Origin of the sequence: Hymenobacter defluvii, from assembly GCF_017589435.1 — a bacterium.
Taxonomy (GTDB): domain Bacteria; phylum Bacteroidota; class Bacteroidia; order Cytophagales; family Hymenobacteraceae; genus Hymenobacter; species Hymenobacter profundi.
In genome coordinates, this window is the sequence record NZ_JAGETX010000002.1 from 645,395 (window position 1) to 668,814 (window position 23,420).

The 23,420-nt window shown below is 56.6% G+C and carries 22 protein-coding genes and 1 riboswitch; of the genes, 14 read left to right on the forward strand and 8 right to left on the reverse strand.

Annotated features, from left to right (window positions below; all coding sequences use genetic code 11):
• Positions 1–65: 65 nt before the first annotated feature.
• Both J4D97_RS06830 and J4D97_RS06835 read right to left on the reverse strand, forming a co-directional pair.
• Positions 66–542 carry a MarR family winged helix-turn-helix transcriptional regulator gene (locus tag J4D97_RS06830; protein ID WP_208306909.1) on the reverse strand — a complete coding sequence of 159 codons (477 nt, stop codon included), beginning with the start codon at positions 540–542 and terminating at the stop codon, positions 66–68.
• A gap of 110 nt (positions 543–652) precedes the next feature.
• Positions 653–2,431 (reverse strand): AMP-dependent synthetase/ligase, encoded by a 1,779-nt coding sequence (locus J4D97_RS06835; protein WP_208306910.1) that lies wholly within the window; start codon positions 2,429–2,431, stop codon positions 653–655.
• A gap of 165 nt (positions 2,432–2,596) precedes the next feature.
• Here J4D97_RS06835 and J4D97_RS06840 point away from each other — a divergent pair, with 165 nt between their 5' ends.
• The 4 genes from J4D97_RS06840 to murQ all read left to right on the forward strand — a co-directional run bounded on the left by J4D97_RS06840 (position 2,597) and on the right by murQ (position 5,644).
• Positions 2,597–3,757: a formimidoylglutamase gene (locus J4D97_RS06840; protein WP_243900174.1), complete on the forward strand. Its 1,161-nt coding sequence runs from the start codon at positions 2,597–2,599 to the stop codon at positions 3,755–3,757.
• A gap of 112 nt (positions 3,758–3,869) precedes the next feature.
• Complete coding sequence (locus J4D97_RS06845; protein ID WP_243900197.1) at positions 3,870–4,124, forward strand: cytochrome b5 domain-containing protein; 255 nt, start codon at positions 3,870–3,872, stop codon at positions 4,122–4,124.
• Positions 4,125–4,168: 44 nt separating this feature from the next.
• Positions 4,169–4,819, forward strand: coding sequence for an HAD family hydrolase (locus J4D97_RS06850; RefSeq protein ID WP_208306912.1), 651 nt, complete (start codon positions 4,169–4,171; stop codon positions 4,817–4,819).
• Positions 4,820–4,843: 24 nt separating this feature from the next.
• Positions 4,844–5,644, forward strand: a complete 801-nt coding sequence (murQ, locus tag J4D97_RS06855) for an N-acetylmuramic acid 6-phosphate etherase (RefSeq protein WP_208306913.1) — start codon at positions 4,844–4,846, stop codon at positions 5,642–5,644.
• A 121-nt stretch (positions 5,645–5,765) separates the two neighbouring features.
• Here the strand turns inward: murQ and J4D97_RS06860 are convergent, their stop codons facing one another.
• Positions 5,766–6,863: a porin gene (locus J4D97_RS06860; protein ID WP_208306914.1), complete on the reverse strand. Its 1,098-nt coding sequence runs from the start codon at positions 6,861–6,863 to the stop codon at positions 5,766–5,768.
• A gap of 200 nt (positions 6,864–7,063) precedes the next feature.
• Here J4D97_RS06860 and J4D97_RS06865 point away from each other — a divergent pair, with 200 nt between their 5' ends.
• The gene (locus tag J4D97_RS06865) at positions 7,064–7,630 is read left to right on the forward strand and encodes a hypothetical protein (protein ID WP_185282322.1); all 567 of its coding nucleotides are present in this window, start codon (positions 7,064–7,066) and stop codon (positions 7,628–7,630) included.
• Between the two features lie 95 nt (positions 7,631–7,725).
• Here J4D97_RS06865 and J4D97_RS06870 read toward each other — a convergent pair whose 3' ends face one another.
• The 3 genes from J4D97_RS06870 to era all read right to left on the reverse strand — a co-directional run bounded on the left by J4D97_RS06870 (position 7,726) and on the right by era (position 10,540).
• Positions 7,726–8,004 carry a hypothetical protein gene (locus J4D97_RS06870; RefSeq protein ID WP_185282321.1) on the reverse strand — a complete coding sequence of 93 codons (279 nt, stop codon included), beginning with the start codon at positions 8,002–8,004 and terminating at the stop codon, positions 7,726–7,728.
• 142 nt (positions 8,005–8,146) lie between these two features.
• Entirely contained in the window at positions 8,147–9,469 is a 1,323-nt protein-coding gene (gene der, locus J4D97_RS06875; RefSeq protein ID WP_208306915.1) for a ribosome biogenesis GTPase Der, read from the reverse strand.
• Positions 9,470–9,643: 174 nt separating this feature from the next.
• A complete protein-coding gene (gene era, locus J4D97_RS06880) occupies positions 9,644–10,540 on the reverse strand; it encodes a GTPase Era (RefSeq protein ID WP_208306916.1) in 897 nt (298 codons plus the stop codon).
• A 211-nt stretch (positions 10,541–10,751) separates the two neighbouring features.
• Here era and hemH point away from each other — a divergent pair, with 211 nt between their 5' ends.
• The 9 genes from hemH (at position 10,752) to J4D97_RS06925 (ending at position 21,964) form a co-directional block, all read left to right on the forward strand.
• Positions 10,752–11,798 (forward strand): ferrochelatase, encoded by a 1,047-nt coding sequence (hemH, locus tag J4D97_RS06885; RefSeq protein ID WP_185282318.1) that lies wholly within the window; start codon positions 10,752–10,754, stop codon positions 11,796–11,798.
• Between the two features lie 289 nt (positions 11,799–12,087).
• A riboswitch (SAM riboswitch) is annotated at positions 12,088–12,179 on the forward strand.
• A gap of 273 nt (positions 12,180–12,452) precedes the next feature.
• The gene (locus J4D97_RS06890; RefSeq protein ID WP_208306917.1) at positions 12,453–13,205 is read left to right on the forward strand and encodes a phosphoadenylyl-sulfate reductase; all 753 of its coding nucleotides are present in this window, start codon (positions 12,453–12,455) and stop codon (positions 13,203–13,205) included.
• Between the two features lie 91 nt (positions 13,206–13,296).
• Positions 13,297–14,202: a sulfate adenylyltransferase subunit CysD gene (gene cysD / locus J4D97_RS06895; protein ID WP_185282316.1), complete on the forward strand. Its 906-nt coding sequence runs from the start codon at positions 13,297–13,299 to the stop codon at positions 14,200–14,202.
• Between the two features lie 100 nt (positions 14,203–14,302).
• Positions 14,303–15,589, forward strand: coding sequence for a sulfate adenylyltransferase subunit 1 (locus J4D97_RS06900; protein WP_208306918.1), 1,287 nt, complete (start codon positions 14,303–14,305; stop codon positions 15,587–15,589).
• A 100-nt stretch (positions 15,590–15,689) separates the two neighbouring features.
• On the forward strand, positions 15,690–16,472 hold the full coding sequence (gene cobA, locus J4D97_RS06905; RefSeq protein ID WP_208306919.1) for a uroporphyrinogen-III C-methyltransferase: 783 nt from the start codon (positions 15,690–15,692) through the stop codon (positions 16,470–16,472).
• Between the two features lie 11 nt (positions 16,473–16,483).
• On the forward strand, positions 16,484–18,310 hold the full coding sequence (locus J4D97_RS06910) for an assimilatory sulfite reductase (NADPH) flavoprotein subunit (RefSeq protein ID WP_208306920.1): 1,827 nt from the start codon (positions 16,484–16,486) through the stop codon (positions 18,308–18,310).
• A gap of 164 nt (positions 18,311–18,474) precedes the next feature.
• A complete protein-coding gene (locus J4D97_RS06915) occupies positions 18,475–19,125 on the forward strand; it encodes a DUF2490 domain-containing protein (protein WP_208306921.1) in 651 nt (216 codons plus the stop codon).
• 23 nt (positions 19,126–19,148) lie between these two features.
• Positions 19,149–20,864 carry an NADPH-dependent assimilatory sulfite reductase hemoprotein subunit gene (locus J4D97_RS06920; RefSeq protein WP_208306922.1) on the forward strand — a complete coding sequence of 572 codons (1,716 nt, stop codon included), beginning with the start codon at positions 19,149–19,151 and terminating at the stop codon, positions 20,862–20,864.
• A 176-nt stretch (positions 20,865–21,040) separates the two neighbouring features.
• On the forward strand, positions 21,041–21,964 hold the full coding sequence (locus J4D97_RS06925; RefSeq protein WP_208306923.1) for a sulfite exporter TauE/SafE family protein: 924 nt from the start codon (positions 21,041–21,043) through the stop codon (positions 21,962–21,964).
• Positions 21,965–22,170: 206 nt separating this feature from the next.
• On the opposite strand, the gene J4D97_RS06930 is transcribed toward J4D97_RS06925, so the two are convergent.
• Positions 22,171–22,656: a PRC-barrel domain-containing protein gene (locus tag J4D97_RS06930; protein ID WP_208306924.1), complete on the reverse strand. Its 486-nt coding sequence runs from the start codon at positions 22,654–22,656 to the stop codon at positions 22,171–22,173.
• A gap of 28 nt (positions 22,657–22,684) precedes the next feature.
• A complete protein-coding gene (locus J4D97_RS06935) occupies positions 22,685–23,329 on the reverse strand; it encodes a hypothetical protein (RefSeq protein ID WP_208306925.1) in 645 nt (214 codons plus the stop codon).
• Positions 23,330–23,420: the final 91 nt, after the last annotated feature.

Sequence of the window (23,420 nt, forward strand, 5' to 3'; positions counted from 1 at the left end):
ATTAGTACCTATTTACTTGTCAACGTTACGCTTCTTGCAAAAGGCAAAGCCAACTCTGGCCGCTCCTACGCCGGCAATTCCTTGCGCGGCGGTTTCACAGAGAAATCATCGAAAAGCGTTTTGCCTTCAATCATGCCCGTAATCTGCCCTACCACCTTAAAGAACACGTCGAGTTGGTTTTGCGGAATCTGTTCGTGCACTTTTTGGTTGAAGTGACGCACCGTTTGGCGGGAGATTTCCTTGCCGCGCAGACCCTCTTCGGTCAAGAAGATGCGCACCGAGCGTTTGTCGTGCGCGTCGGCCTGTTTGTAGATTAGGCCCTTCTCTTCCATGCTTCGCAAAATGCGCGTGAGCGAGCGGGTTTCCAGGCCCAGCAGCGGCGCTATTTTGGTAGCGGGCGTGCCGTTTTCCTGGTCAATATTCAGCAGCACAAAGCCGATACTGGTGGTGATATCGTGCTTAGCTGCCTGCGTATTATACATACGCGAAATGGCGTGCCAGGCTACTTTAATGTTATAATCGACGGTTTCTTCCGGTTTCATTGTGCGGGGTGAAGTCTGGCAAACATACGATTATTTGTTATGCTTGCATACTAAGTAAAGGCAAAAAATTTGGCAGGGTAGGGCTGCAGGTGCCCCCTACCCTGCCAAGCTTACCGCTTCTCGTTGAACTCGTAGATGCTCTCAATCACATCCTTCAAGTTCTCCGAAATCACTTTGCGCTTCAATTTCATGGTAGGCGTCATCTCACCCGTTTCCACCGACCACTGCTTGGGCACCAGCACCACTTTCTTGACCTGCTCCCAGTGCGCGAAGCTGTCGTTGTAGCCGTGCACGAGGTCGTTGTACATTTTTACCACCTTCTCGTTTTGTACGGCATCTTTCAGTGAGCCAATCTCCACGCCGTTCTTCTTGCCCCAGTTTTTCAGCTCGTCCATGGCTGGCACTACCAGGGCTGAAGGGAACTTGCGACCGTCGCCTACCACCATAATCTGCTCTACCAGCGGCGACTCTTTCACCTTGCTTTCAATGACCTGCGGCGCAATGTATTTACCGCCCGAAGTCTTGAACATCTCCTTCTTACGGTCCGTGATTTTGAGAAAACGCTCCTGCACAAACTCGCCAATATCGCCGGTGTGGAACCAGCCGTCGGCGTCGATGGCTTCGGCGGTTTTTTCAGGCTGGTTGTAGTAGCCTTTCATCACGGAAGCCGAACGAGTCAGAATCTCCCCATCAGGCGCAATTTTCACCTCAATGTTGTCGATAAGTGGCCCTACCGTGCCAATGAGGTTGTCCTCATGCTTGTAGCCTCCCACAGCAATTACCGGCGAAGTTTCGGTGAGGCCATAGCCCTCCATCACCCGGATGCCCCCGGCCCAGAACACCCGCGCCAAGCGTGGTTGCAACGCCCCGCCCCCGCTCACAATGCAACGCAGATTACCACCCAACGCCTCACGCCACTTGTTGAAAATGAACTTGTTAGCCAGCGCCAGCTGCGAATTATATAGGAAACCTTGGTCCTTTTGGGTGTCGTATTTCAAACCCAAATCCAGCGCCCAGAAAAACAGCTTTTTGCTGACGCCTTCCAGCGTGTGGCCCTTCGCTACAATCTTCTCATAGACTTTCTCCAGCAGACGGGGCACGGTGGTAAAGATTTCGGGCTTCACCTCGCGCAAATTGTCAGCAATGGTTTCCATGCTTTCGGCGTAGTAGATACTCACGCCGTGCGTCATGTAGAGGTAGGTGACCATGCGCTCGAAAATGTGGCAGAGGGGCAGGAAACTTAGGGCCTTGTCCTTGGGTCCTACCGGCACATAGGGTGCGGCGCTGCGTAGGTTGCTGAGCAGGTTGTCGTGGCTGAGCATCACGCCTTTGGGCTTGCCGGTGGTGCCAGAGGTATAGATAAGCGTCAGCAAATCATCGGGTTGCACAGCAGCGCGCAGCGGCTCCAAGTCGGCGGGGTTGCCCTGCCGGCCCATGTCCAACAGCTCCGAGAAGTGCCGGGCGCCATCAATTTTATCGAAGCTGAAAATATGATCGTGGGCAATGTCCATGCCCTCGGTGGCGGCCAGTACCTTCTCGTACAGCTTCTCGTCCGATACCAGCACAGCCTTCACATCGGCGTCGCTGAAAATGTGTTTGTAGTCTTCTATCGTGATGCTGGGGTACATGGGCACCACCACGGCGCCAATCTGCGAAATGCCGAAATCGGCCAACATCCACTCAGGCCGATTCATGGCAATAAGGGCCACTTTATCGTTTTTTTTCAAGCCCAGCTTCACCAGGCCCAGGCTCACCAGATTAATCTGATCAATGGCTTCCTGAGTACTCATCTTCTGCCAGTTGCCGTCGTGTTTAGCAGTCAGGCAATCGGTTTGGGGAAATTTTTCCTGTTGAGCAGGTAGAATATCAAATGCGCGACGAACGTCCATAAAGAGAGAGCAGAAGGATGGGAAATACCGCTTAAATAACCGGATTTTTCATAGAAAAGCTACGGTTTGGCTGTTGGGCTAGTAGTTAACTAGCTGACCAGCTACTTTCTAGTACGTAAAAAGCCCTTGGGTAGCGCCTTTTGCGTAATTTTGGGCTTCTACGCTTTGCCTGCACTCATGAATCTGGGTATCTTTTTTGATCCGCTTCGGGAAGAGGTGGTGGCCCCACCGGCTGCGCCTACGGCCCTGGCGGCGTACATTGCCCCATTCGTGCATACGTTCCCCGATTGGCGCACAGCCGACTTGGCCATCATCGGCCTCGACGACTGGCGCGGCACCGCCGCCGGGGCGCCTACCCACCACGGCGCCGATGCTGTGCGGCAGCGTTTCTATCATTTGCAGCGCGGCGTACGGCCAGCCAAATTGGTGGATTTGGGCAATCTGCGGCCCGGCCTCACGCTGGAAGACACCTACCTGCGCCTGCGCGAAATTGTAGCTACTCTACTGGAGCACAACACGGTAGCTATCCTGCTCGGCGGTGGTCCCGACCTGGATTATGGGCAGTTTCTGGCTTACGAAACCCTGGACCGCCCCATCAGCTTTGCTTCTGTAGATGCGCGCGTGGACATGGCCGAGTACGACTGCGCCCCCGCCGAGGAAGCGCACCTGCGGCGCATGATTATGCACGAGCCCAACTTCCTATTCAACTTCGCGCAGCTAGGCCACCAGCAATACCTAGTAGCGCCCGACGTGCTGGCGGCGCTGGAAAAGTTGCACTTTGAAACCATGCGCTTGGGTGCCATCCGCACCGATGTGCGCCAGGCAGAACCCCTACTCCGGCAGGCCGATTTCGTGACGTTTGATGTAGCTGCGTTGCGCTGGACGGAGGCGCCGGGCTACTACCCGGCCAACCCCTTCGGCCTCAGCAGCGAAGAAGCCGCGCAGCTAGCCTGGTACGCCGGCCACAACGACCAGCTCACGTCCTTCGGGCTTTACGGCTACCGCCCCGACCACGACGCGCACGGCCTGGCAGCCGGCACGCTAGCTACCATGCTCTGGTACTTTGTGGAGGGTTTCTACCACCGCTGGGGCGAAATGGATTTTCAGAGTCGGCGGTTTATTCGCTATGCGGTGGGGCTGCCGGGCACGCCAGCCAAGCTGGTGTTCTACAAAGCCAAGCGCACCGAAAAATGGTGGCTGGAAGTGGAAAGCCTGGCCGACCAGGACATCAAGCGCATCGTGCCGTGCAGCTACGACGACTACATCCGCGCCGCTCAGGGGGACCTGCCCAACCGCTGGATTCTAACGCAGGCGCTGCTGGGGTAGGTCCCGCCGCAAGGAAGTTTGGCCGTTTCGCTGGTTATTTGCTGAATCTATGAGCGAAACGCAAACAAACTCATCTGCCCCAGATAGCATACCCACGCCGGTAGACACCTTGTTGCCTACCTACACGCGCGCCCAACTGGCCCTGCGCAACGGGCAGGACCGGGACGAAATCTGGGTGGCCTACCAAGGCAACATCTACGACGTGAGCCGCTCCCGGCTGTGGCGGCGCGGCAACCACTACGAACACTGGGCTGGCCAAGACCTGACCCGCGAGCTGGACCACGATGCCCCACATACGCCCAACGTATTCGACAACTTCCCGATTATCGGCAAGTTGGCGGCTAGTAGCTCATCATCAAAACCTTAAATACAAGCATCACGCTTGCTTTCCCTACCCTCACTACGCACTGCATGAAGGCATTTATCTTCGACCTGAACGGCACCATGATTCATGATATGGAATACCATACCAAGGCGTGGCAGCACATTTTCAACCACGAGTTGGGCGGTAATTTCACGTGGGAAGAAGTAAAGCCGCAGATGTACGGCAAGAACGGGGAGGTATTGGAGCGGATGTTCGGGCCAGATCGGTTCACGGCCGAGGAGATAGAGCAACTGTCGGTAGCCAAAGAGCAGCGGTACCAAGACGAGTTCCGGCCGTATTTGCAGCTGCTGCCGGGCTTGGCCGAGTTTCTGGAACGCGCCTACCGGCAGGGCATTCCGGTGGCCATTGGGTCGGCTGCTATTCCGTTTAATATTGATTTTGTGTTGAACACACTGGACATCCGGCACTATTTCCGGGCCATCGTCAGCGCCGACGACGTAACGCTGAGCAAGCCCCACCCCGAAACCTTCCTGAAAGCCGCCGCCCAGCTAGGCGTAGCGCCTGCTGATTGCCTGGTGTTTGAGGACGTGCCCAAAGGCGCCGAAGCTGCCCACAATGCCGGCATGAACACCGTGATTCTCACTACCACGCACCAGCCGCAGGAGTTTGCGCACCTGCCCAACGTGCTGCACTTCGTCAAGGATTTCAACGATACCTTTATCAGCAACTTACTGTAATTTACCCTTTCTAGCCCCCACCCTATGAGCACCACCGAAAGCGCCTCCCTGTTCAATAATCTCGAAACGCTGTCGACCCACGAGTTGCTGACCGGCATGAACAGCGTGGACCAGACCGTGCCCCAGGCCGTAGCCAAAGCCCTACCCCAGCTAGAGGCGCTGGTAGAAGCCACCGTGGCCCGGCTGCAACAGGGCGGGCGGCTGTTCTACATTGGGGCGGGCACTAGCGGGCGGCTGGGCGTAGTCGATGCCTCTGAGTGCCCGCCTACCTTCGGCGTGCCGCACGGGTTGGTAGTGGGCATCATTGCTGGCGGCGATACCGCCATTCGTAAAGCCGTGGAAAACGCCGAGGACGATGCCCAGCAAGCCTGGCGCGACCTGCAAGCGCACGACGTCAATGAGAAAGACATTGTAGTAGGCATTGCTGCCTCGGGCCGCACGCCCTACGTAATTGGCGGGCTGCAACAGGCCCGGCAACACGGCCTGGCTACGGGCTGTATTGTGTGCAACGCAGATTCTCCGGTGGCCGCCGCGGCCGAGTTTCCGGTAGAAGTCGTGACCGGGCCGGAATTCGTGACGGGTAGCACGCGCCTAAAGGCTGGCACTGGCCAGAAGCTGGCGCTCAACATGCTCACCACTGTTACCTTCATCCGGCTGGGCAAGGTCAAGGGCAACAAGATGATAGACATGCAGCTCTCCAACGCCAAGCTGGTAGACCGCGGCGAACGGATGCTGATGGATGAGCTAGGTATTGAGCAGGATGAGGCAGCTGCGCTATTGAAGAAACACGGTTCCGTGCGGGCGGCGCTGGATGCGCGAGGGTAAGCTATGTGTCATCCTGAGCGTAGCGAAGGACCTTATGACAGCAGAACGACAGACGTAACAACGACTCGTTCTACTGTCATAAGGTCCTTCGCTACGCTCAGGATGACATTAAATCCTACTCTCAAAACGACAGCGCAATCGTCGAAGTCAAGTTGCCGTAGGTGTGCCGGAAAGCGCCGTCTGTATTGGCGAAAATAGGGTTGCGGGCGTTCAGGATTTTGCCTTCTAAGCGGGCCAATACGTGTTTATTGGGGCGGTAGTCGAAGTTTAAAGAGCCGCCGCGCACGAAATAATCGGGTTCATTAGGGGTAGGGCCCAGGTCGCGGACTACTACGCCATTGCGGGCATAGTAATACTCGCCACGAGCGGCCACAAACCACTGCGGTGACAGCTGGTAGCGCACAATGGCGGCGGTTGTGTGCCAGGTATCGTCCTTGGTATCAGGCCGGCGCTTTTCCTGCTTACCGATGTCAAACCACAGTAGCGCCTGTAAGCGACTGGTGGCCGTGTAGGTCACGTAAAAATCGTGGAAGTAACGGAAGCGCCGCACCGAATCCTGGGGCTGCTCGTTGCCAAAAAGCGTGCTGTAGTTGAACAGTAGCTTCTCGGTAGGGCGCCATTGCACTTGTGTGCCCACCGATTTTGCGCGGTTGTTGTCGCGGATGTTCTGCCAGCCGTTGAGCGCCAACGCCGTGAGCGTGAGCTTGTCGGAGGCTTTATAGGTAAAGCGGGCGCCCGCCTCGTAATACGGCGAGCCTTCGGCGGCCAGGGAATGCGTCACGGTCCAATTGTCTTTGCTGATGGCCGACTCAAACCCGACGTGCGCGCCGAACACCCCGATATCAAGCCAGGTTTTTTTCAATGGCCGAAAGCCCGCGTAGGCCTCATAAATACTGCGCAACAGCGTGGGTTCGGCGGCGTAGTTGGCCTCGGGGTAGGTGCCGGCCTGTAAGCCCAGCGCCCCACGGATATTGCCATCGTCGTAGCGCAGCCCAATCAGCGCTTGGTTTACCGTAAACTCGTTCTGGCGGTTGTGTGAGTAGAAAAAGCCTGGCCGACTGGTGTTATCAGGGTGTGGGAAGTCATAGCCGTAGTAGCCGTCGATGTAGCCGTAGAGCGTGATGGGCGACGGACGAGCAACGGTATCGAGCGAAATCTGAGCAGCAGCCAGCTGACTCAGCAGGAGTAAAATACTCAGCAATACGTAGCAGTGTTTCATAGCCGACCGTAACGAAAAGGCGCTCTATATGTTGACTTTCTACCTCAAAACCTCTTGTTCCGGAGTGGTTGGAGGGACCGTACTACCCTGGCAATTTGCATGGCAAACTCTACCCAGTCGAACACTTCAATTCGCTACTGCGTTAGGGAGGAGCGGCCCGGGCGTCCGGGGTCGGTTGTTTTACCTCTAGCTCTACCTGCGTGCATACCATCGAGCCACACTACGCCTGGATCGACCAATACTCGGCTTCTGAAGACCCGCGCTCGCCCCTGCACGGCGCCGAGAACAGCCTCGACAGCTACGTCAATACCATCTACGGCTACTACATACACCCGCAGTGGGACGACTTCGGGTCGGACACCCTGTTTATCAAGATTTTATTCGTCGATTACGAGCAACAATCAGCCATTCTGGAGTTTATCGGAGAATGGAATGATGCTATCGAAAACGACATCATGCAGCTCAAACGCGAGATTATCGACCCGTTGCTACACGAGGGCATTGCGCGCTTTATTTTGGTAGGCGAAAACGTGTTTAACTTCCATGGCTCCGACGACTCGTATTATGAAGAGTGGTTTGAGGATGTAGAAGACGGCTGGATTGCTGGCGTCAACTTCCAAGAGCATGTTATTCGCGAAATGCGCCAGTTTAATCTCGATAGTTACATCAATTTTGGTGGGCAACTCGACGAGTTACCCTGGCGAACCTATGAGCCGCGCAAACTATTCAACGTAGTCGATAAAATTATTGGCTATCGGTTAGGATAGTGGCTGTTATTATAGCGAACCTATTCAAAGTAAACATAAAAAAGGGGGCTCTCCTATGTGGAAAGCCCCCTTTTCCGCCTTTGCAGGCTGCGTAATTACTGCTGGGTGGTGGTAGCGCCACCAGCTGGAGCTGGCGTAGCCTGGCTTGGCAGAGCGTCAGCGGCATCTTCCATAGCGTCAGCTTTAGCTTCAGTAGCGTTTTCTACCGAATCAGCACCAGCTTCGTTGCCAGCTTCTTCCATAGCGTCAGCCTTAGCTTCGCCAGCTTCTTCTACGTTGTCAGCAGCATTTTCCTGAGCATTCTCAGTTTTGCTGTCGCACGAAGCGAACGAGAACGAAACGGCAGCCAGAGCGAGGAACAGTACTTTTTTCATGATGGAGGTAAATTGAAAAATGGAATTTCAGGTTTAGTGTTTCTCGCGGTTCCAGCCAGGCTGGAGGCGAAATTCGGGAGTTTATACCGGCGTTGGCAGAAGGTAACCCGACACTAGAAAAAAAACTTAAATTTTTTCTACCCTATTTTTTCCTAAACACAATACCAATCGGAACACCCTGAAAGCCAAAGTTTTCGCGCAGACGATTCTCCAGGTAGCGTGTATACGATTCCTTCACGTACTGCGGCAAATTGCAGAAGAACGCAAACACCGGGTTGTGCGTCGGCAACTGCGTCACGTACTTAATCCGTACCATCTTGCCCTTCGTAGCAGGTGGCGGCGACTTCTCAATCTCACGCAGCATCACCTCGTTGAGCTGGGAGGTAGGGATTTTGTGCATCTTGTTCTCGTACACCTGAATGGCCGTTTCGATGGCTTTATGTACGCGCTGCTTGTTCAGCACCGAAATGAACACCACGGGCGGGTAGGCAATGGGCGCAATCTTTTCCATGATTTTCGCCTCGAAGTCCTTCGCCGTGTTGGTTTCCTTGTCTTCGATCAGGTCCCACTTGTTCACCAGAATCACGATGCCCTTCCGGTTTTTATCGGCCAGGGAGATGATGTTCACGTCCTGCGCCTCAATGCCGCGGGTAGCGTCCAGCATCACCACGCACACGTCCGACTCCTCCATGGCCCGGATGGCCCGCAGTACGGAGTAGAACTCCACGTCTTCCTTTACCTTGGTTTTGCGGCGCAAACCGGCTGTGTCTACCAAGATAAACTCGTTGCCAAACGCATTGTAGCGCGCCGAAATGGAGTCGCGGGTGGTACCAGCAATATCGGTTACAATGCTGCGGTCTGTTCCCAACAGTAGGTTCACAAACGACGACTTACCGGCGTTCGGGCGGCCTACTACGGCAATTTTAGGTACGCCGGCATCGGGTTCTTCTACACCTTCTTCTTCGAAGTGGCTTACCACGGCATCCAGCAAGTCGCCGGTGCCGGAGCCACTTTGCGAGCTGATAGAGTAGATTTCGCCGTCGCCCATACCCAGGGCGTAGAACTCACCGGCGGCGTGGGCGCGGGCATTGGTATCGGCCTTGTTGGCCACCAGGTAAATCGGTTTTTTGTCTTGGTAGCGGCGCAGTACGTTGGCAAACTCCTCATCTAGAGGGTGCAGGCCGGCGTCTACGTCCACCATAAACAGCACCACGTCAGCCTCATCAATGGCCAGCTTCACCTGCTTATTGATTTCCTCCTCGAATACGTCCTCGGAGTTATGCACGTAGCCGCCCGTATCTATCACGGTGTAGTACTTGCCAATCCAGTCGCCGTAGCCATAGTGCCGGTCGCGCGTTACGCCCGACTCGTTGTCCATGATGGCTTTGCGCTGCCCCACCAAGCGGTTGAATAGCGTGGACTTACCCACGTTGGGGCGGCCCACAATTGCAATGGTATTTTTCATTGGTCTGACTCCAGCCGCCGGCCCGACCAAGTTCGGCAGTGCCCGGAGTAGTTAAGTGAGTTGTTGAGGTCGGAATGTAGGGGCGCCTTGCAGGCGCTCGTCGTTGCTGATGTTGTTTAGTAAAACACTGTTGCGCGACACGGTCGTTCAACGATGGGTGCGTGCAACACACCCTTACTGATATCCAAACCGGCTTAGTGCCTTCGGATCAGTGCGCCAGTTCTCGTTGACTTTGACGTGGATTTCGAGGAACACCTTTTTCAGGAAAAACTTCTCCATTTCCTCCCGCGCCCAAGTCCCTACCTTCTTCAAGGCCTCCCCGCCTTTACCGATGATGATGCCTTTCTGGCTGCTGCGCTCCACGTAAATCGTGGCCCGCATCCGAATAATGTCGTCCTCTTCCTTGAACTCCTCGATGCCTACCTCACAAGAGTAAGGCACCTCTTTTTTGTAGAGCTTGAAGATCTTCTCCCGAATCATTTCGGCGGCAAAGAAACGCTCCGGCTTGTCGGTTAGTTCGTCTTTGGGGTAGTAGGGCGGGTGGATGGGCAGCTTTGCCAGAATCAGATCCAGCAGCTCACCGGTCCCGAATTTCTCCAGCGCCGAGATGGGTAGCACGCGGGTGGCATTGGGCAGATGCTCCTCCCAATAGGCTACTTTGGCCTCTACCTCGGCTTGGTCGGCTTGGTCAATCTTGTTGACCAGCAGAAAGATGGGCGTGTCCTGCATTTTGCGCAGGCGCTCCACTACGGGTTCTTCGTCGTGCTTCTCGTAGATGTCCGTTACGAACAACACCACGTCGGCATCTTCCAGCGATGAGTACACAAACGACATCATGGCGCTGTGCAACTCGTACTTGGGCTGAATAATGCCGGGCGTGTCGGAATAGATCAACTGGAAATCATCGCCGTTCAGAATGCCCAGGATGCGGTGACGCGTGGTCTGGGCCTTGCTGGTAACAATGCTAAGCCGCTCACCCATCAGGGCGTTCATCAACGTCGACTTGCCCACGTTGGGCTTGCCGATGATGCTCACGAAGCCGGCGCGGTGCGGTTTTGGTTCGGTATTCACGGGTTGTCAGGGAATTAGCCTGCAAAGGTACGGGTATTTTGAGCTTTTAGCTAGTAGCTGGCAGTCGTTAGCTTTTTTGTGGTTGGATTGAAGATAACCGGCCAACTTTGCGGTTACATAGTCAGCCTCTAGACATAAGTGAGCCTAGGAGCTGTCCGTTCTATCGAAAAAAGCGAATAGCCAACCGCTACTAGCTATCAGCTAAACAATAATGCCTACTCCCGCCACTCCCAAACGCCGCGTTGGCGTCCTGCTCGTCAACCTTGGCACACCCGACTCGCCCCGTACGCCCGACGTGCGCCGCTACCTCAATGAGTTTCTCACCGATGGCCGTGTGATTGACATGCCGGCCGCCGTGCGCTACCCTCTTTTTCAGGGCTTGGTAGTGCCGCTGCGGGCGCCCAAATCGGCCAAAATCTACCAGCAGCTCTGGGACACGGAGCGCGGTTCGCCCCTACTCTACCACGGCCTGGATTTGCAGAAGCTGGTGCAGGAGCAGTTGGGCGACGAGTACGTAGTAGCCTTCGGGATGCGCTATCAGAATCCCAGCATCGAGAAAGGGCTGGAGGAGCTGCGCGACGCAGCCGTAGACCGCATCATTGTGCTACCCTTGTTTCCGCAGTACGCGGCAGCCAGCACGGGCTCGGTGCAGGAAAAGGTGATGGATATTGTGAGCAAGTGGTGGATTGTACCCAGCATCAGCTTTATCAGCAATTTCACCGATGACCCTAGCTTCATCGGCACCTTCGTGACGCTGGGCAAGGCCGAAATGGCCAAACATGACTACGACCATGTGCTGTTCAGCTACCACGGTATTCCCGAGCGCCACGTGCTCAAGGGTAGCTTTAAGGGGTATTGTCAGTTGGGCAAGTGCTGCAACACCTACAACAAAAACAACCGCTACTGCTACCGCGCGCAGTGCTTTGAAACCTCGCGCCTGTTGGCGAAAGGCCTCGGCCTGCGCGACGACCAGTACACTGTGGCCTTCCAGAGCCGCCTACAAAGCCGCCTGCGCGACCCGTGGCTGCAACCCTACTCCGACGAAGTGCTGAAGGAATTCCCCAAAAAAGGCATTCACAACGTGCTGGCCTTCTCCCCCGCTTTCGTGGCCGACTGCCTAGAAACGACCATTGAGGTAGGCGTGGAGTTCAAGGAATTGTTTGAGGAATCTGGCGGCAAGCACTGGCAGCTGGTGCCCTCCCTGAACTCGCACCCGCAATGGGTAGAAGGCGTGGTGAACATGATTCGCCAGAATTAGCAGCGCCTGATCAGTTAGCACGTCATTCCGAGCTGGTCGAGGAATCTCGCGTGCTGACGAAAGATAGAAATTACCGGGAGCACGCGAGATTTCTTGACCGGCTCAAAATGACGTGCTAGTATGGAAAACCCACTTTTCTAGCTATACAAGTTAGCCCGCTCAGAACCTTTCTTAGCTTCACTAGTTATATCCGACCCGCTTTGTATAGCAGGTCGGATATTTTTTATTTGTGTTTTTCGGCGCTGTGTCTTTACCTTTGTGCCACCAATTCTTTCCCTTTGAAGGATTGTTTTTATACAGAGGCGTGGAGAGACAGGCTCGACGAAACGCCGGCAACCTCCGCTTAATGCGGAACGGTGCCAAGTCCTGACCATATAAAAACAAACAACCGTGGTCCATTCCAACAACCTCCGCACACTTGCTTCTCCTACCCTCTCCGGCCGTGTGGCCGCCTGCATGGGTATGATGTGCTGCTGTGCCTGTTGTTGTTGAAACGACCGGGAAGCATTTCCCTTTGACCTGAGTCTGCCTGCCTAAAGTGCCACCGGCACGGCCCCGACTCCCCATTCGTACCGCGCACAAGCAGCCACAGCTGCCGCCGGCTACCCTTCCGCGGCCTCGTCCGCACTTCTTCCTCTAGCTTTTTTTCGTTTTATGTCTACTTCCCTCGAATCGCGGGTTTCCGACCTACGCCAGCAGTTTGCTACCCAGGATGCACTAGATATCCTGCGCACTGCGGTAGAAGAGGCTCCCGGCAAAATTACTTTCTCTACCTCTTTTGGCATTGAGGATCAGATTATTACTCACCTGATTTTTGCGCACGACCTACCCATTGAGGTGTTCACGCTGGATACGGGCCGCAATTTTCAGGAGACGTATTCCACCTGGAGCAAGACTATTCTGAAATATCAGAAGTCCATCAAAGCCTACGCCCCGCAGACCGATAGTGTGCAGGCATTGGTAGAAGCCAAAGGCCCCAACAGCTTCTACGAGAGCATCGAGAACCGAAAGGAATGCTGCGGTATTCGCAAAGTGGAACCGTTGAACCGGGCGCTGCAAGGTCAGCAGATTTGGATTACCGGCATTCGGGCCGAGCAGTCGCAGAACCGCCAGACGATGGAGCCCGTGGAGTGGGACGAGCCACATCAGCTTGTCAAAATACACCCGCTGTTCAACTGGACTTGGGAGCAGTGCTGGGCATTTGCCAAAGACAATGGCGTGCCTACCAACCCCTTGCACCAGCAAGGTTTCGTAAGCATTGGCTGTGCGCCCTGCACCCGCGCCATCAAGCCGGGCGAGGATTTCCGGGCTGGGCGCTGGTGGTGGGAAAATGCTGATGCCAAGGAGTGCGGCTTGCACGCTACCCATAACGGCCCCGACCCCGTGGTAGAATCGGTGCCAGCGTAGATCAATTGCTAAACCGGACCGTCATTTTTCCCGCTGGTCGAAATGACGTCTCCGTTTGGCAACTAACAACTGAATACAGACAACTCACTATATGCCTACCCTTGATTACCTGGATCGGCTCGAAGCCGAAGCCATTCACATTTTGCGCGAAGTAGCGGGCCAGTTTGAGCGGCCGGCGTTGCTGTTTTCGGGCGGCAAAGACTCTATTGTGCTCACACGATTGGCCGAAAAGGCTTTTCGGCCGGGCAAGTTTCCGTTTCCACTGGTGCACGTAGACACGGGCCACAACTTTCCTGAGGTGCTGGCCTTCCGCGATGCGCTGGCCGCGCAGCTCGGCGAGAAGCTGGTGGTGCGCAAGGTAGAAGACACCATCAAGCAGAAAGGCTTGCAGGACCCCACTGGCAAATACCCCAGCCGCAACCCCTTGCAAACCTATACACTGCTGGATGTGATTGAGGAGTTTGAGTTTGACGCCTGTATCGGCGGGGCGCGCCGCGACGAGGAGAAGGCCCGCGCCAAGGAGCGTATTTTTTCTGTGCGCGACGACTTCGGCCAGTGGGACCCCAAGCGCCAGCGCCCCGAGCTGTGGAACATCTACAACGGCAAAATTCAGAAGGGTGAAAACGTGCGCGTGTTCCCTATTTCCAACTGGACGGAGCTGGACGTGTGGAATTACATCCGCCGCGAGAACATCGCCCTTCCCGAAATTTACTTTGCCCACGAGCGCCAGTGCGTGGTGCTACCCGGCGGGCAGCTGCTAGGCCTCACGGAGCACCTGCACCTCGATGCCGACGATGAGATTGTGAGCCGCCAAGTGCGTTTCCGCACCGTAGGCGACGCCACCTGCACGGCCGCCGTGGCCAGCGACGCCAGCACCGTGGAAGACATCATTGCCGATATCATCCAGGCCAAGGTGAGCGAGCGGGGTGCCACCCGCCTCGACGATACCATCTCGGAAACCGGCATGGAAGACCGCAAACGCAACGGCTATTTCTAAATGGTGAAGTTGTGAAGGGTGAAGTTGTGAATTACACGCACAATTCACCCGCACGACAAACTCACAATTTCACAACCTCACAATTTCACCATTCCATCTCATGGATCTTCTTCGATTTATCACCTGCGGCAGTGTAGACGACGGCAAAAGTACGCTGATTGGCCGGTTGCTGTACGACTCCGATTCAGTGTCGCTGGATATTCTGGCGGCGCTGGAAAGCCGGGGCGCTGCCCAGGGCAACGTAGACTTGGCTTTGCTAACCGATGGCCTGAAAGCCGAGCGCGAGCAAGGCATTACTATCGACGTAGCCTATAAATATTTCACCACGCCGCGCCGCAAGTTCATCATTACCGATGCGCCGGGCCATGTGCAGTACACCCGCAACATGGTGACGGGTGCCAGCAATGCCGACCTAGCCATTGTGCTGGTAGACGCCCGCCATGGCGTGATTGAGCAAACGCGCCGCCACAGCATCATTGCGGCTCTACTCGGCATCAAGCACTTTGTGCTGGCTGTGAATAAAATGGATCTGGTGGGCTACGACGAGGACGTGTTTCACAAGATTGTAGCCGATTATCAGGATATCACCAAGCTGCTGAAGCTGACCGACGTAACGCCGATTCCGATGAGCGCTTTGCAGGGCGACAACATCGTACGCAACTCGGAGCACATGGCATGGTATACCGGTCCGAATTTGCTCGAGCACCTCGAAGCCGTGCCTGGCGCCGAGGAAACCAAGGCTGAGCCGCGCTTCCAAGTGCAGTATGTGGTGCGCCCCCAGACTGCCGACTTACCCGACTACCGTGGCTACGCCGGACAGATCCAGAGCGGTTCCTACCGTCGTGGCGACAAAGTGCACGTCCTACCCTCGGGCCTGGAATCGACCATTGAGGCCATTGAAATCAATCAGCAGGAAGTGGAAGAAGCCGTGGCCCCGCAAGGCGTGATTATTCGTCTTGCTGATGACGTGGACATCAGCCGCGGTGACACCATTGTACCCGCGCACCATGTGCCGCACCTCACGCGCGAGCTGGAAGCTACGCTGTGCTGGATGGCCGAAACACCCTTGCGCGCTGGTCGGCGCTTCCTGCTCCAACACCACGCGGCCCTGGTGAAGGCCTCGCTGCCTACTATTCTCTACCGCCTCGATGTACAAAGTCTCACGCACCTGGGCGCCGAGGAAGCCCGCCTGAACGACATTGTGCGGGTGCGCCTGAAAACGGCCGTACCGCTGGCCGCCGACCCCTACCGGCAGAACCGGAAGTCTGGCTCCTTTATTTTGGTAGATGAGCAGACGGGCAACACGGTAGCGGCTGGCCTCATCGAAGCTGTTGACCCGGACTATTTCACAGTGGCAGAGCCTGGCGCCGTGGCGTTTTCTATTTAACAGGAGCGCTTTGCACACGCCCATCGTTGCTGAAGTTGTTTATACATAGCGCTATCGTGCAACAACGGGCGCGTGCAACGCCCCCCTACCTTAACTTCTCATGCCTACCCTCCCTACCCCTCGCCTGACCGTAGTAGGCGCCGGCCCCGGCGACCCGGAGCTGCTGACGCTGAAGGGCGCCCGCGTGCTGGCTGAGGCCGACGTGGTGCTCTACGACGCACTGGCCAACGACGAACTGCTGGCCTATGCCCCTACCGCCTTACAGATTTTTGTGGGTAAACGTCGGGGAAAGCGCGCTTACTCTCAGGATGAAATCAACACCCTGATTGTGGAGCAAGCCCGCCAGCACGGCCACGTAGTGCGCCTGAAAGGCGGTGACCCATTCGTGTTTGGGCGTGGCCGGGAGGAGATGCTGTACGCCGAGACGCACGGCCTTGCTACGGCGTATGTGCCCGGCATTAGTAGTGCGGTGGCAGCCGCGGGTAGCCTGGGCATTCCGGTCACGCACCGTGGCCTGAGTGAGGGCTTTCGGGTGATTACGGCTACCACATCGAGTGGGGAGCTATCGGGGGAGGTGATGGCGGCGGCACAGGCCAATGCTACTACCATTATTCTGATGGGGCTAAGCCGGCTGCAAGAGATTATGCAACTGTTTGCCCGGCACGGCGCGGCTCACCGACCGGCCGCCGTAGTGCAAAACGGCACCCTACCTACTGCTCGCCTTGTGGTAGGCACGGTGGCCACTCTAGCTGCCCAGGCCGACGAAGCCGGCATCGGTGCGCCGGCCATTATCGTGGTAGGCGATGTGGTGACGCTGGCCACCACCCAGGCTACGCCCCAGGAGGCAGCCACTATTCTTTATCAATACGCTCAAGTAGCCTAAGGGCTTTCTGCATGTCAACTCCAACCAACTCCCTACCCTTCGGCCTCGACCCCTCCAGCCTCGACCAGCAAAGTGCCACGCTGAAACCGGAGCAGTTGCTGTGGCTAAGCGGCTACTTCTATGGGCGCTACGCCGCCACGGGTGCTGTACCAGCAGGCGAGCGAACGGCAGCGGCTCCGGCTGCTCTCAGCGCTACGCCGGCTCCAACTGCCCTCCCGCCCATCACCATTCTCTACGGTTCCCAAACCGGCAACGCCAAAAAGGTAGCGCAACTGGCCGCTGAGGCCGCCGCCGCCAAGGGCTTGCAGGCAGTGGTGAAAGACATGAACGACTACGCCCCGCGCCAGTTGGCACAGGAAAAGTTGCTGTTGGTAGTAGTGAGCACGCAGGGCGAAGGCGACCCGCCTATTTCGGCGGAGGAGCTGCACCGCTTTCTTCTTGGCAAGCGGGCACCCCAATTGCCGGAGTTGCGCTACGCTGTATTGGCCCTCGGCGACCAGAGCTACCTGCAATACTGCCAGACTGGCAAGGAGTTCGACGCCCGTTTGGCAGAGCTGGGCGGCCAGCGCCTGCAAGACCGGGTAGATGTAGACGTAGCGTTCATTCCGCCCTCAAAGCAGTGGATTGAGGAGGTGCTGACGAAAATTGCTGCGGAAGCTACGCCGTCGGCCAGCGTGTCGGCCGCTGCGGCCGTGACCGGCAGCGCACTCGCACCTGAGGCCCCGGTGTACTCACACGACCATCCGTTTGAGGCCCGCGTGCTGGAAAGCATCCAGCTCAATGGCCGTGGATCGACGAAAGAAACCTACCATTTAGAGTTAGACCTAGCCGATTCGGGCCTTGTCTACCAGCCCGGCGATGCGTTGGCTGTGGTACCGGTAAACGAAGCGCCGCTGGTAGAGCACACGCTCCGCGCCGCTGGCCTGAACGCCAGCGACACGGTACAACTCGACGGCAAAACCCTACCCCTAAGCACGGCCCTCACGGAGCACCGTGAGCTATCAACCCTCACGCGCGACGTGCTGGAACGCTACGCCGCCCTCACCGAGCGCACCGAGCTGCGCGAGCTGCTGGCCGATAAGACCAAACTACAACCCTACCTCTACGGCCGCGACATAGCGGACCTGCTCGCGGAGTATCCCACCGAGCTATCGGCCCAAACGCTGGTGGATACGCTACGGCCGCTGCCTACCCGTGCCTACTCTATTGCCAGCAGTCTGCTGGCCCATCCCGACGAAGTACACCTTACGGTGGGCGCCGTGCGCTACGAGTCGCTGGGCCGGCAGAAGCAAGGTGCTTGCTCTACCTTCCTCGCCGACCGCGTGCAGCCCGACGACACCGTGCGTGTGTTCGTGGAGCAGAACGAATACTTCAAACTGCCGCAGGACACCGCTACCGATATTATTATGGTAGGGGCCGGCACAGGCGTGGCACCGTTCCGGGCGTTTGTGGAGGAACGGGTAGAGTTGGGTTCCACTGGCCGCAACTGGCTGCTGTTTGGCAACCCGCACTTCACAACTGACTTCCTGTATCAAACGGAGTGGCAGCAATACCTGAAAAAAGGCGGCTTGAGCAAGCTGGATGTAGCCTTCTCCCGTGACCAGGCCGAGAAGCTCTACGTACAGCATCGCCTACTCGAAAACTCCCGCCAAGTGTATGAGTGGCTGGAAAATGGCGCTTCCTTCTATGTATGCGGCGACAAAGCCCGCCTCGGCAACGCCATTCAATTGGCCCTTACCGAGGTAGTGCAGCGAGAGTCTGGCTTCGACACCGAAGCCGCCACCGACTACGTGCGCAATCTGCGCAAGCAGCGCCGCTACCTGGAAGACGTGTATTAACCAACGCGCCCACCATACTAGAGCGGTCATTTCTACCAGTGGGAGAGATCTTGCTTGATAATCATTCACTTAGAAAACAGCACGTTAGATTTCTCTCGCTGGTCGAAATAATTGTTCAATTCTTCTTGATGAAACGCCCTACCCTCCTCTTGCTCTTGCTCACTATGGCTACCGCTGCCGGAGCACAGACCGTGCATCAGCAAGGCTATTGGACGCGGGCGTACTTGCGCTTAAAGGTGAGTCCGCACTGGACGTGGCATAGCGAGGTAGACGAGCGGCGCTTTGTCAATCCCGACCAGCAGTGGCAGTTTATCACCCACCAGCACGTGCATTACCGCTTAACGCCTACCCTCGACGCAGGCGTGGGCGGCACGTACTCGCGCCAGTCGCAGAGTACGGTGACGATACCGGAGTATCGCTTGTTTGGCGAAACCAGCTGGACGATACCCCTCAGCGCGGCAGTGCGCCTGCAACAAAAGCTGCGCGTGGAGCAGCGTTGGATACAGCAAGTACGCGACCGGCACCTAATCGACGATTACACCACACCCGTGCGGTTCCGCTACCGGGTGCAGGGTGAATGGCAGCCGCACCCACGCTGGCGCCTGCGTTTGTTCGATGAGTTTATGGTATCGATGCACGATTTCGACCAAAATCGCCTTTATGCGGGAGCAGAGTACCAATTGGGCACTGGCTTCGCGGCCGAACTAGGCTACATGAAACTCTGGCAAAACCGCTTGTTGCGCCCCGACAACTACAACCGCGACGTGCTGCGCTTCACACTCTATAAAGATGTGACGCTGCTGACTGCCCGCTAACTTTCTTCTGAAACCTACCCATCATGGCTGATACTCCGAAATTATCTGAAGTCGAACACATTAAGGCGGGCAGCAATTACTTGCGCGGCACCCTGAAGGAAAGTTTGGCTGACCCTATCACCGGCGCTATTGCGCCCGACGACACGCAACTTATCAAGTTCCACGGCTCCTACCAGCAAACCGACCGCGACCTGGAAAGCGAGCGGAAGCGCCAGAAGCTGGAGCCGCTTTACTCCTTCATGATTCGGGTGCGCGTGCCCGGCGGCGTGGCTACCCCCGACCAGTGGCAGCGCATGGATGCTTTGTCTGATGCTTATGGCAGCGGCGCCCTTAAGCTCACCACGCGCCAGACGTTTCAGCTGCACGGCATCCTGAAGCGCGATTTGCGGGCTACCATCCAGGAATTCAATGATGTGCTGATGGACAGCATTGCGGGTTGCGGCGACGTGAACCGCAACGTGATGTGCGCCGCCAATCCGCACGAGTCGGCCCTGCACAAGGATGTGTATGCGGTGGCTACGGCCATCAGCGCCCACCTCACGCCCCGCACCACCGCCTACTGGGATTTGTGGCTGGATGGGGAGAAGCAGTATTCCAGCTTGGTGAACGACGGGGAGAAGGAAGACTTTGAGCCGATTTACGGTGCCACCTACCTGCCCCGCAAATTCAAAATTGCCATTGCCGTTCCGCCCCAAAACGACGCCGATATCTTCTCCAATGACATTGCTTTGGTAGCCATTGCTGAAAACGGCGTGCTACAAGGCTTCAACGTGGCTATTGGCGGCGGCATGGGCATGACCTTTGGGATGCCCGAAACCTACCCCCGCCTGGCCGACCTCATCGGCTTTGTGCCGGTGGATAAGGTGGTAGACGTGTGCGAGAAAGTGGTAACCATTCAGCGCGACTGGGGCAACCGCGAAAACCGCAAGTTCTCCCGTCTCAAATACACCATCGACCGGGTAGGGCTGCCCGCATTCCTGGAAGAGCTACGCCTACGTTTGGGCTACGACTTGGAGGAAGCACGCCCCTTCCACTTCACCGGCTCCGGCGACTCATTTGGTTGGTCGCAGGGCGAAGATGGTAAGGAGCATCTGGCACTATTTGTAGAAGGTGGCCGTGTGACCAACAAAAACGGTGTAGAGCTGAAAACCGCCCTGCGCGAAATTGCCGCCTTCCACACCGGCGAGTTCCGCCTGACCGGCAATCAGAACCTAGTCATTGCCAACATCGACCCCAAGCACCGCCAACGCGTGCAGCAGATTCTGGAAAGCCGCGGTGCCTGGGCGCAAACCCAGCAGCAAACCGCGCTGCGCCTCAGTTCCCTAGCCTGCGTGGCCCTGAACACCTGCTCGCTGGCCTTCGCCGAAGCTGAGCGCTACCTCCCCCACCTCCTTGACCGCCTCGATACCGTCATTCAAGCCAATGGCCTCAGCGATGACGGCATTCTGATTCGGATGACGGGCTGCCCCAACGGCTGCGCCCGCCCCTACCTCGGCGAGATTGGCTTGGTAGGCCGGGCCATCGGGCGCTATAATCTCTACCTCGGCGCCGACCACTCCGGTCAACGGATGAACAAGCTCTACAAGGAAATGCTAGATGAGGAAGGCATTCTGGCTGAGCTAACGCCGCTGCTGGAAGCCTACGCTCAGGAGCGAGAGCCCCAGGAAAAATTCGGCGACTTCGTGATCCGCCAGGGCCACGTGACCGCCACCGTGCAAGGCTTGGATTTCCACGCTTAATTCAGTTGCGAGTGGGAATATATCTGTCATCCTGAGCTTGCGAAGGACCTTATCACGGCAGAACGACTAGCGTAGCAACGACTCGTTCCACTGGAATAAGGTCCTTCGCTGCACTCAGGATGACAGATATATTCTCACTCGCAACTGACCACAACCTACACCTGATTACTCATCCAATGGACTCTCCCCATGCTGCTTACACGCCCCCTAAACCAGCCCCCCCAACGGCGGGTATGGCGTGGTGGCGTCGTCTGGCACTAGGTGCACTGGCAGCCGGCGCGCTCCTGCTGATTCTGCACTTTTCCGCAACCTATTTTGCTCAGCAGTCGGTGTGGACGTTTCTGAGCACATCCAAAACGTTCTACATTTTCGTTGCCATCGGCTTCGGAGCACAGCTGATTGATGGGCTACTGGGTATGGGCTACGGCGTGGTTACGGCCATTAGCCTGATGTCGATGAACCTGAATCCGGCTGCCGTGAGTGCCAGCATTCACACGGCCGAGATGTTTGCTAGCGGCGCTTCGGGCTTCAGCCACTACAAAGCAGGCAACGTCAACCGCCGCCTGTTCAAAGCTCTGCTAATTCCTGGCATTCTAGGCTCGGTGAGCGGGGCGCTGCTGCTCACGTATTTCGGAGAGCATTATGCCAACTGGATCAAACCGGTGTTAGCGGTATACCTGCTGCTATTGGGCATTCGCATTATCAGCAAAGCCTTCAAACAGACCGCCGACCGCCGCAAAAAAGTGAAGCATGCAGGCTGGCTGGCCGGCGCCGGCGGCTTCCTCGACTCGTTTGGTGGTGGCGGCTGGGGACCACTAGTTACTAGCACGCTCATCGCCAACGGCCGCACGCCCCAGTATGTCATTGGCTCAGTAAGCCTTACCGAGTTCTTTGTAACCTTTGCCAGTGCCCTCACCTTTTTTGCTACCCTAGGCGTCACACATTGGCAGATTGTGCTGGGCCTGATCGTAGGCGGCGTTTCGGCAGCACCCTTCGCGGCCCGGCTGGCCGGTCGTATCCCCATCCGCGGTATGTTTATCGGGGTAGGGCTGATGGTGATTTTCTGGAGCCTCTGGACTCTGCGGAAGCTGGTATTTTAGAAAAGGTGAAGTGGTGAGTTTGTGAAGTTGAGAAGTTGAAATAAGAGAGCTTCTATCATCCTGAGCTTGCGAAGGACCTTCTGCCAGTTAAACGACCATCGTACCAACGACTCGTTCACACGTAACAAGGTCCTTCGCAAACTCAGGATGACAGAAGCTCTCTTATTTCAACTTCTCAACTTCACAAACTCACCACTTCACCTTTTTCATCTTGGCCGACGATTAGCATAAAACTGCTCGTCGTTGTAAGAAGGCTGATCGTAGAAATTGCTGCTGGTATGCTGCGGCAACCCCAGCTTCAGACTACGTAGCATAGCTTCTTCATACTCCCGCGTAATCTGAATTTCGGTATAAGGAGGATATTCCAGCACCGTTTCTATGGTAAGCGATGGCACGAACACATTATCGGCGTCCTCATCAATAGCTGCTACCCCAATGGGTAGCAAAATGTGCCGCTCCCATTTATTGACCTGCAACGAAGCATCCAACTCCACATCGAGGTAGCGTACCTTCAGGGTTTCCACCTCCACAATTAACTCGTACACGTCGCCAAACTTTTTGCCGTCGCCACCGCGTACCGACCATCCGCGCACGTCGGGGTTGCCATCGGCCACTTCAAACTCGGTTAGGTCGCGCAGACGGCGTAGGTGCATGTGCTGGCCCGAGGGCACGGGCGTAGAGGTAGTTTCCATCTCGGATGTTTCGTTTAGTTGCTTCGGCCTACGAGGTGGGTCCGTTCATCGTTTTCATGAGCTGGGCGGCGTGCCGGAAAAAATTCTGCACCCACTCGCGCTCCTGCGCCGTGCCAGTGCGGCCGCTGAACTGGCTGGCTTGTAGGCCGAGGTCGTTAGCAGCAAACTCTTCGTCGGGGTAGGCTTTTTGTTGCATAGCTTTCAACAGCGAGGCCACCGCCAGAAAACCAGGGCGCAGGCTGGTGCCCTCTTCGTCAATGCGAGCTGTGGCGCTGGTCAGCTGGTCACGCTGCTCGTTCACGTTTGAGTCACGAAATTCGGTGCGGTCGGCCATGCGCACCAACGCTGCCGTGAACATGCGCAGACCCTCCCGGGCATATTCCGGTTGCGCAGGGTCGGTAGCCGCGTAGGCTTCCAACTCGTCGGGGGTAGGCAGCAATTCGGTGGCAGCCATATCGGCTACGGCCTGCTCATCGGAGGCTGGCATAGCTCTGCTAGCGTTCAGGTCGGCGGGGGTAGAAGCTCCGTCACTAACTATTGGTGGCGCCGGAGTTGCCTCCGTGTCGTTCCGAAAAATAAAGTAGCCAGCCACGGCCAGCGCCAGCGCTACCAAAATAACCAATAGCCATGGGCTGGGAGAAGACTTCTTGCGTTGGATATTGATTTCAGCCATGAGAGCGAATAAAAGTGAGCACGCACTGAAGTACGCATACCGGCAAAAATGGGTACTATCCATACACCTTACTCTACCGTTTCTCGCCTAC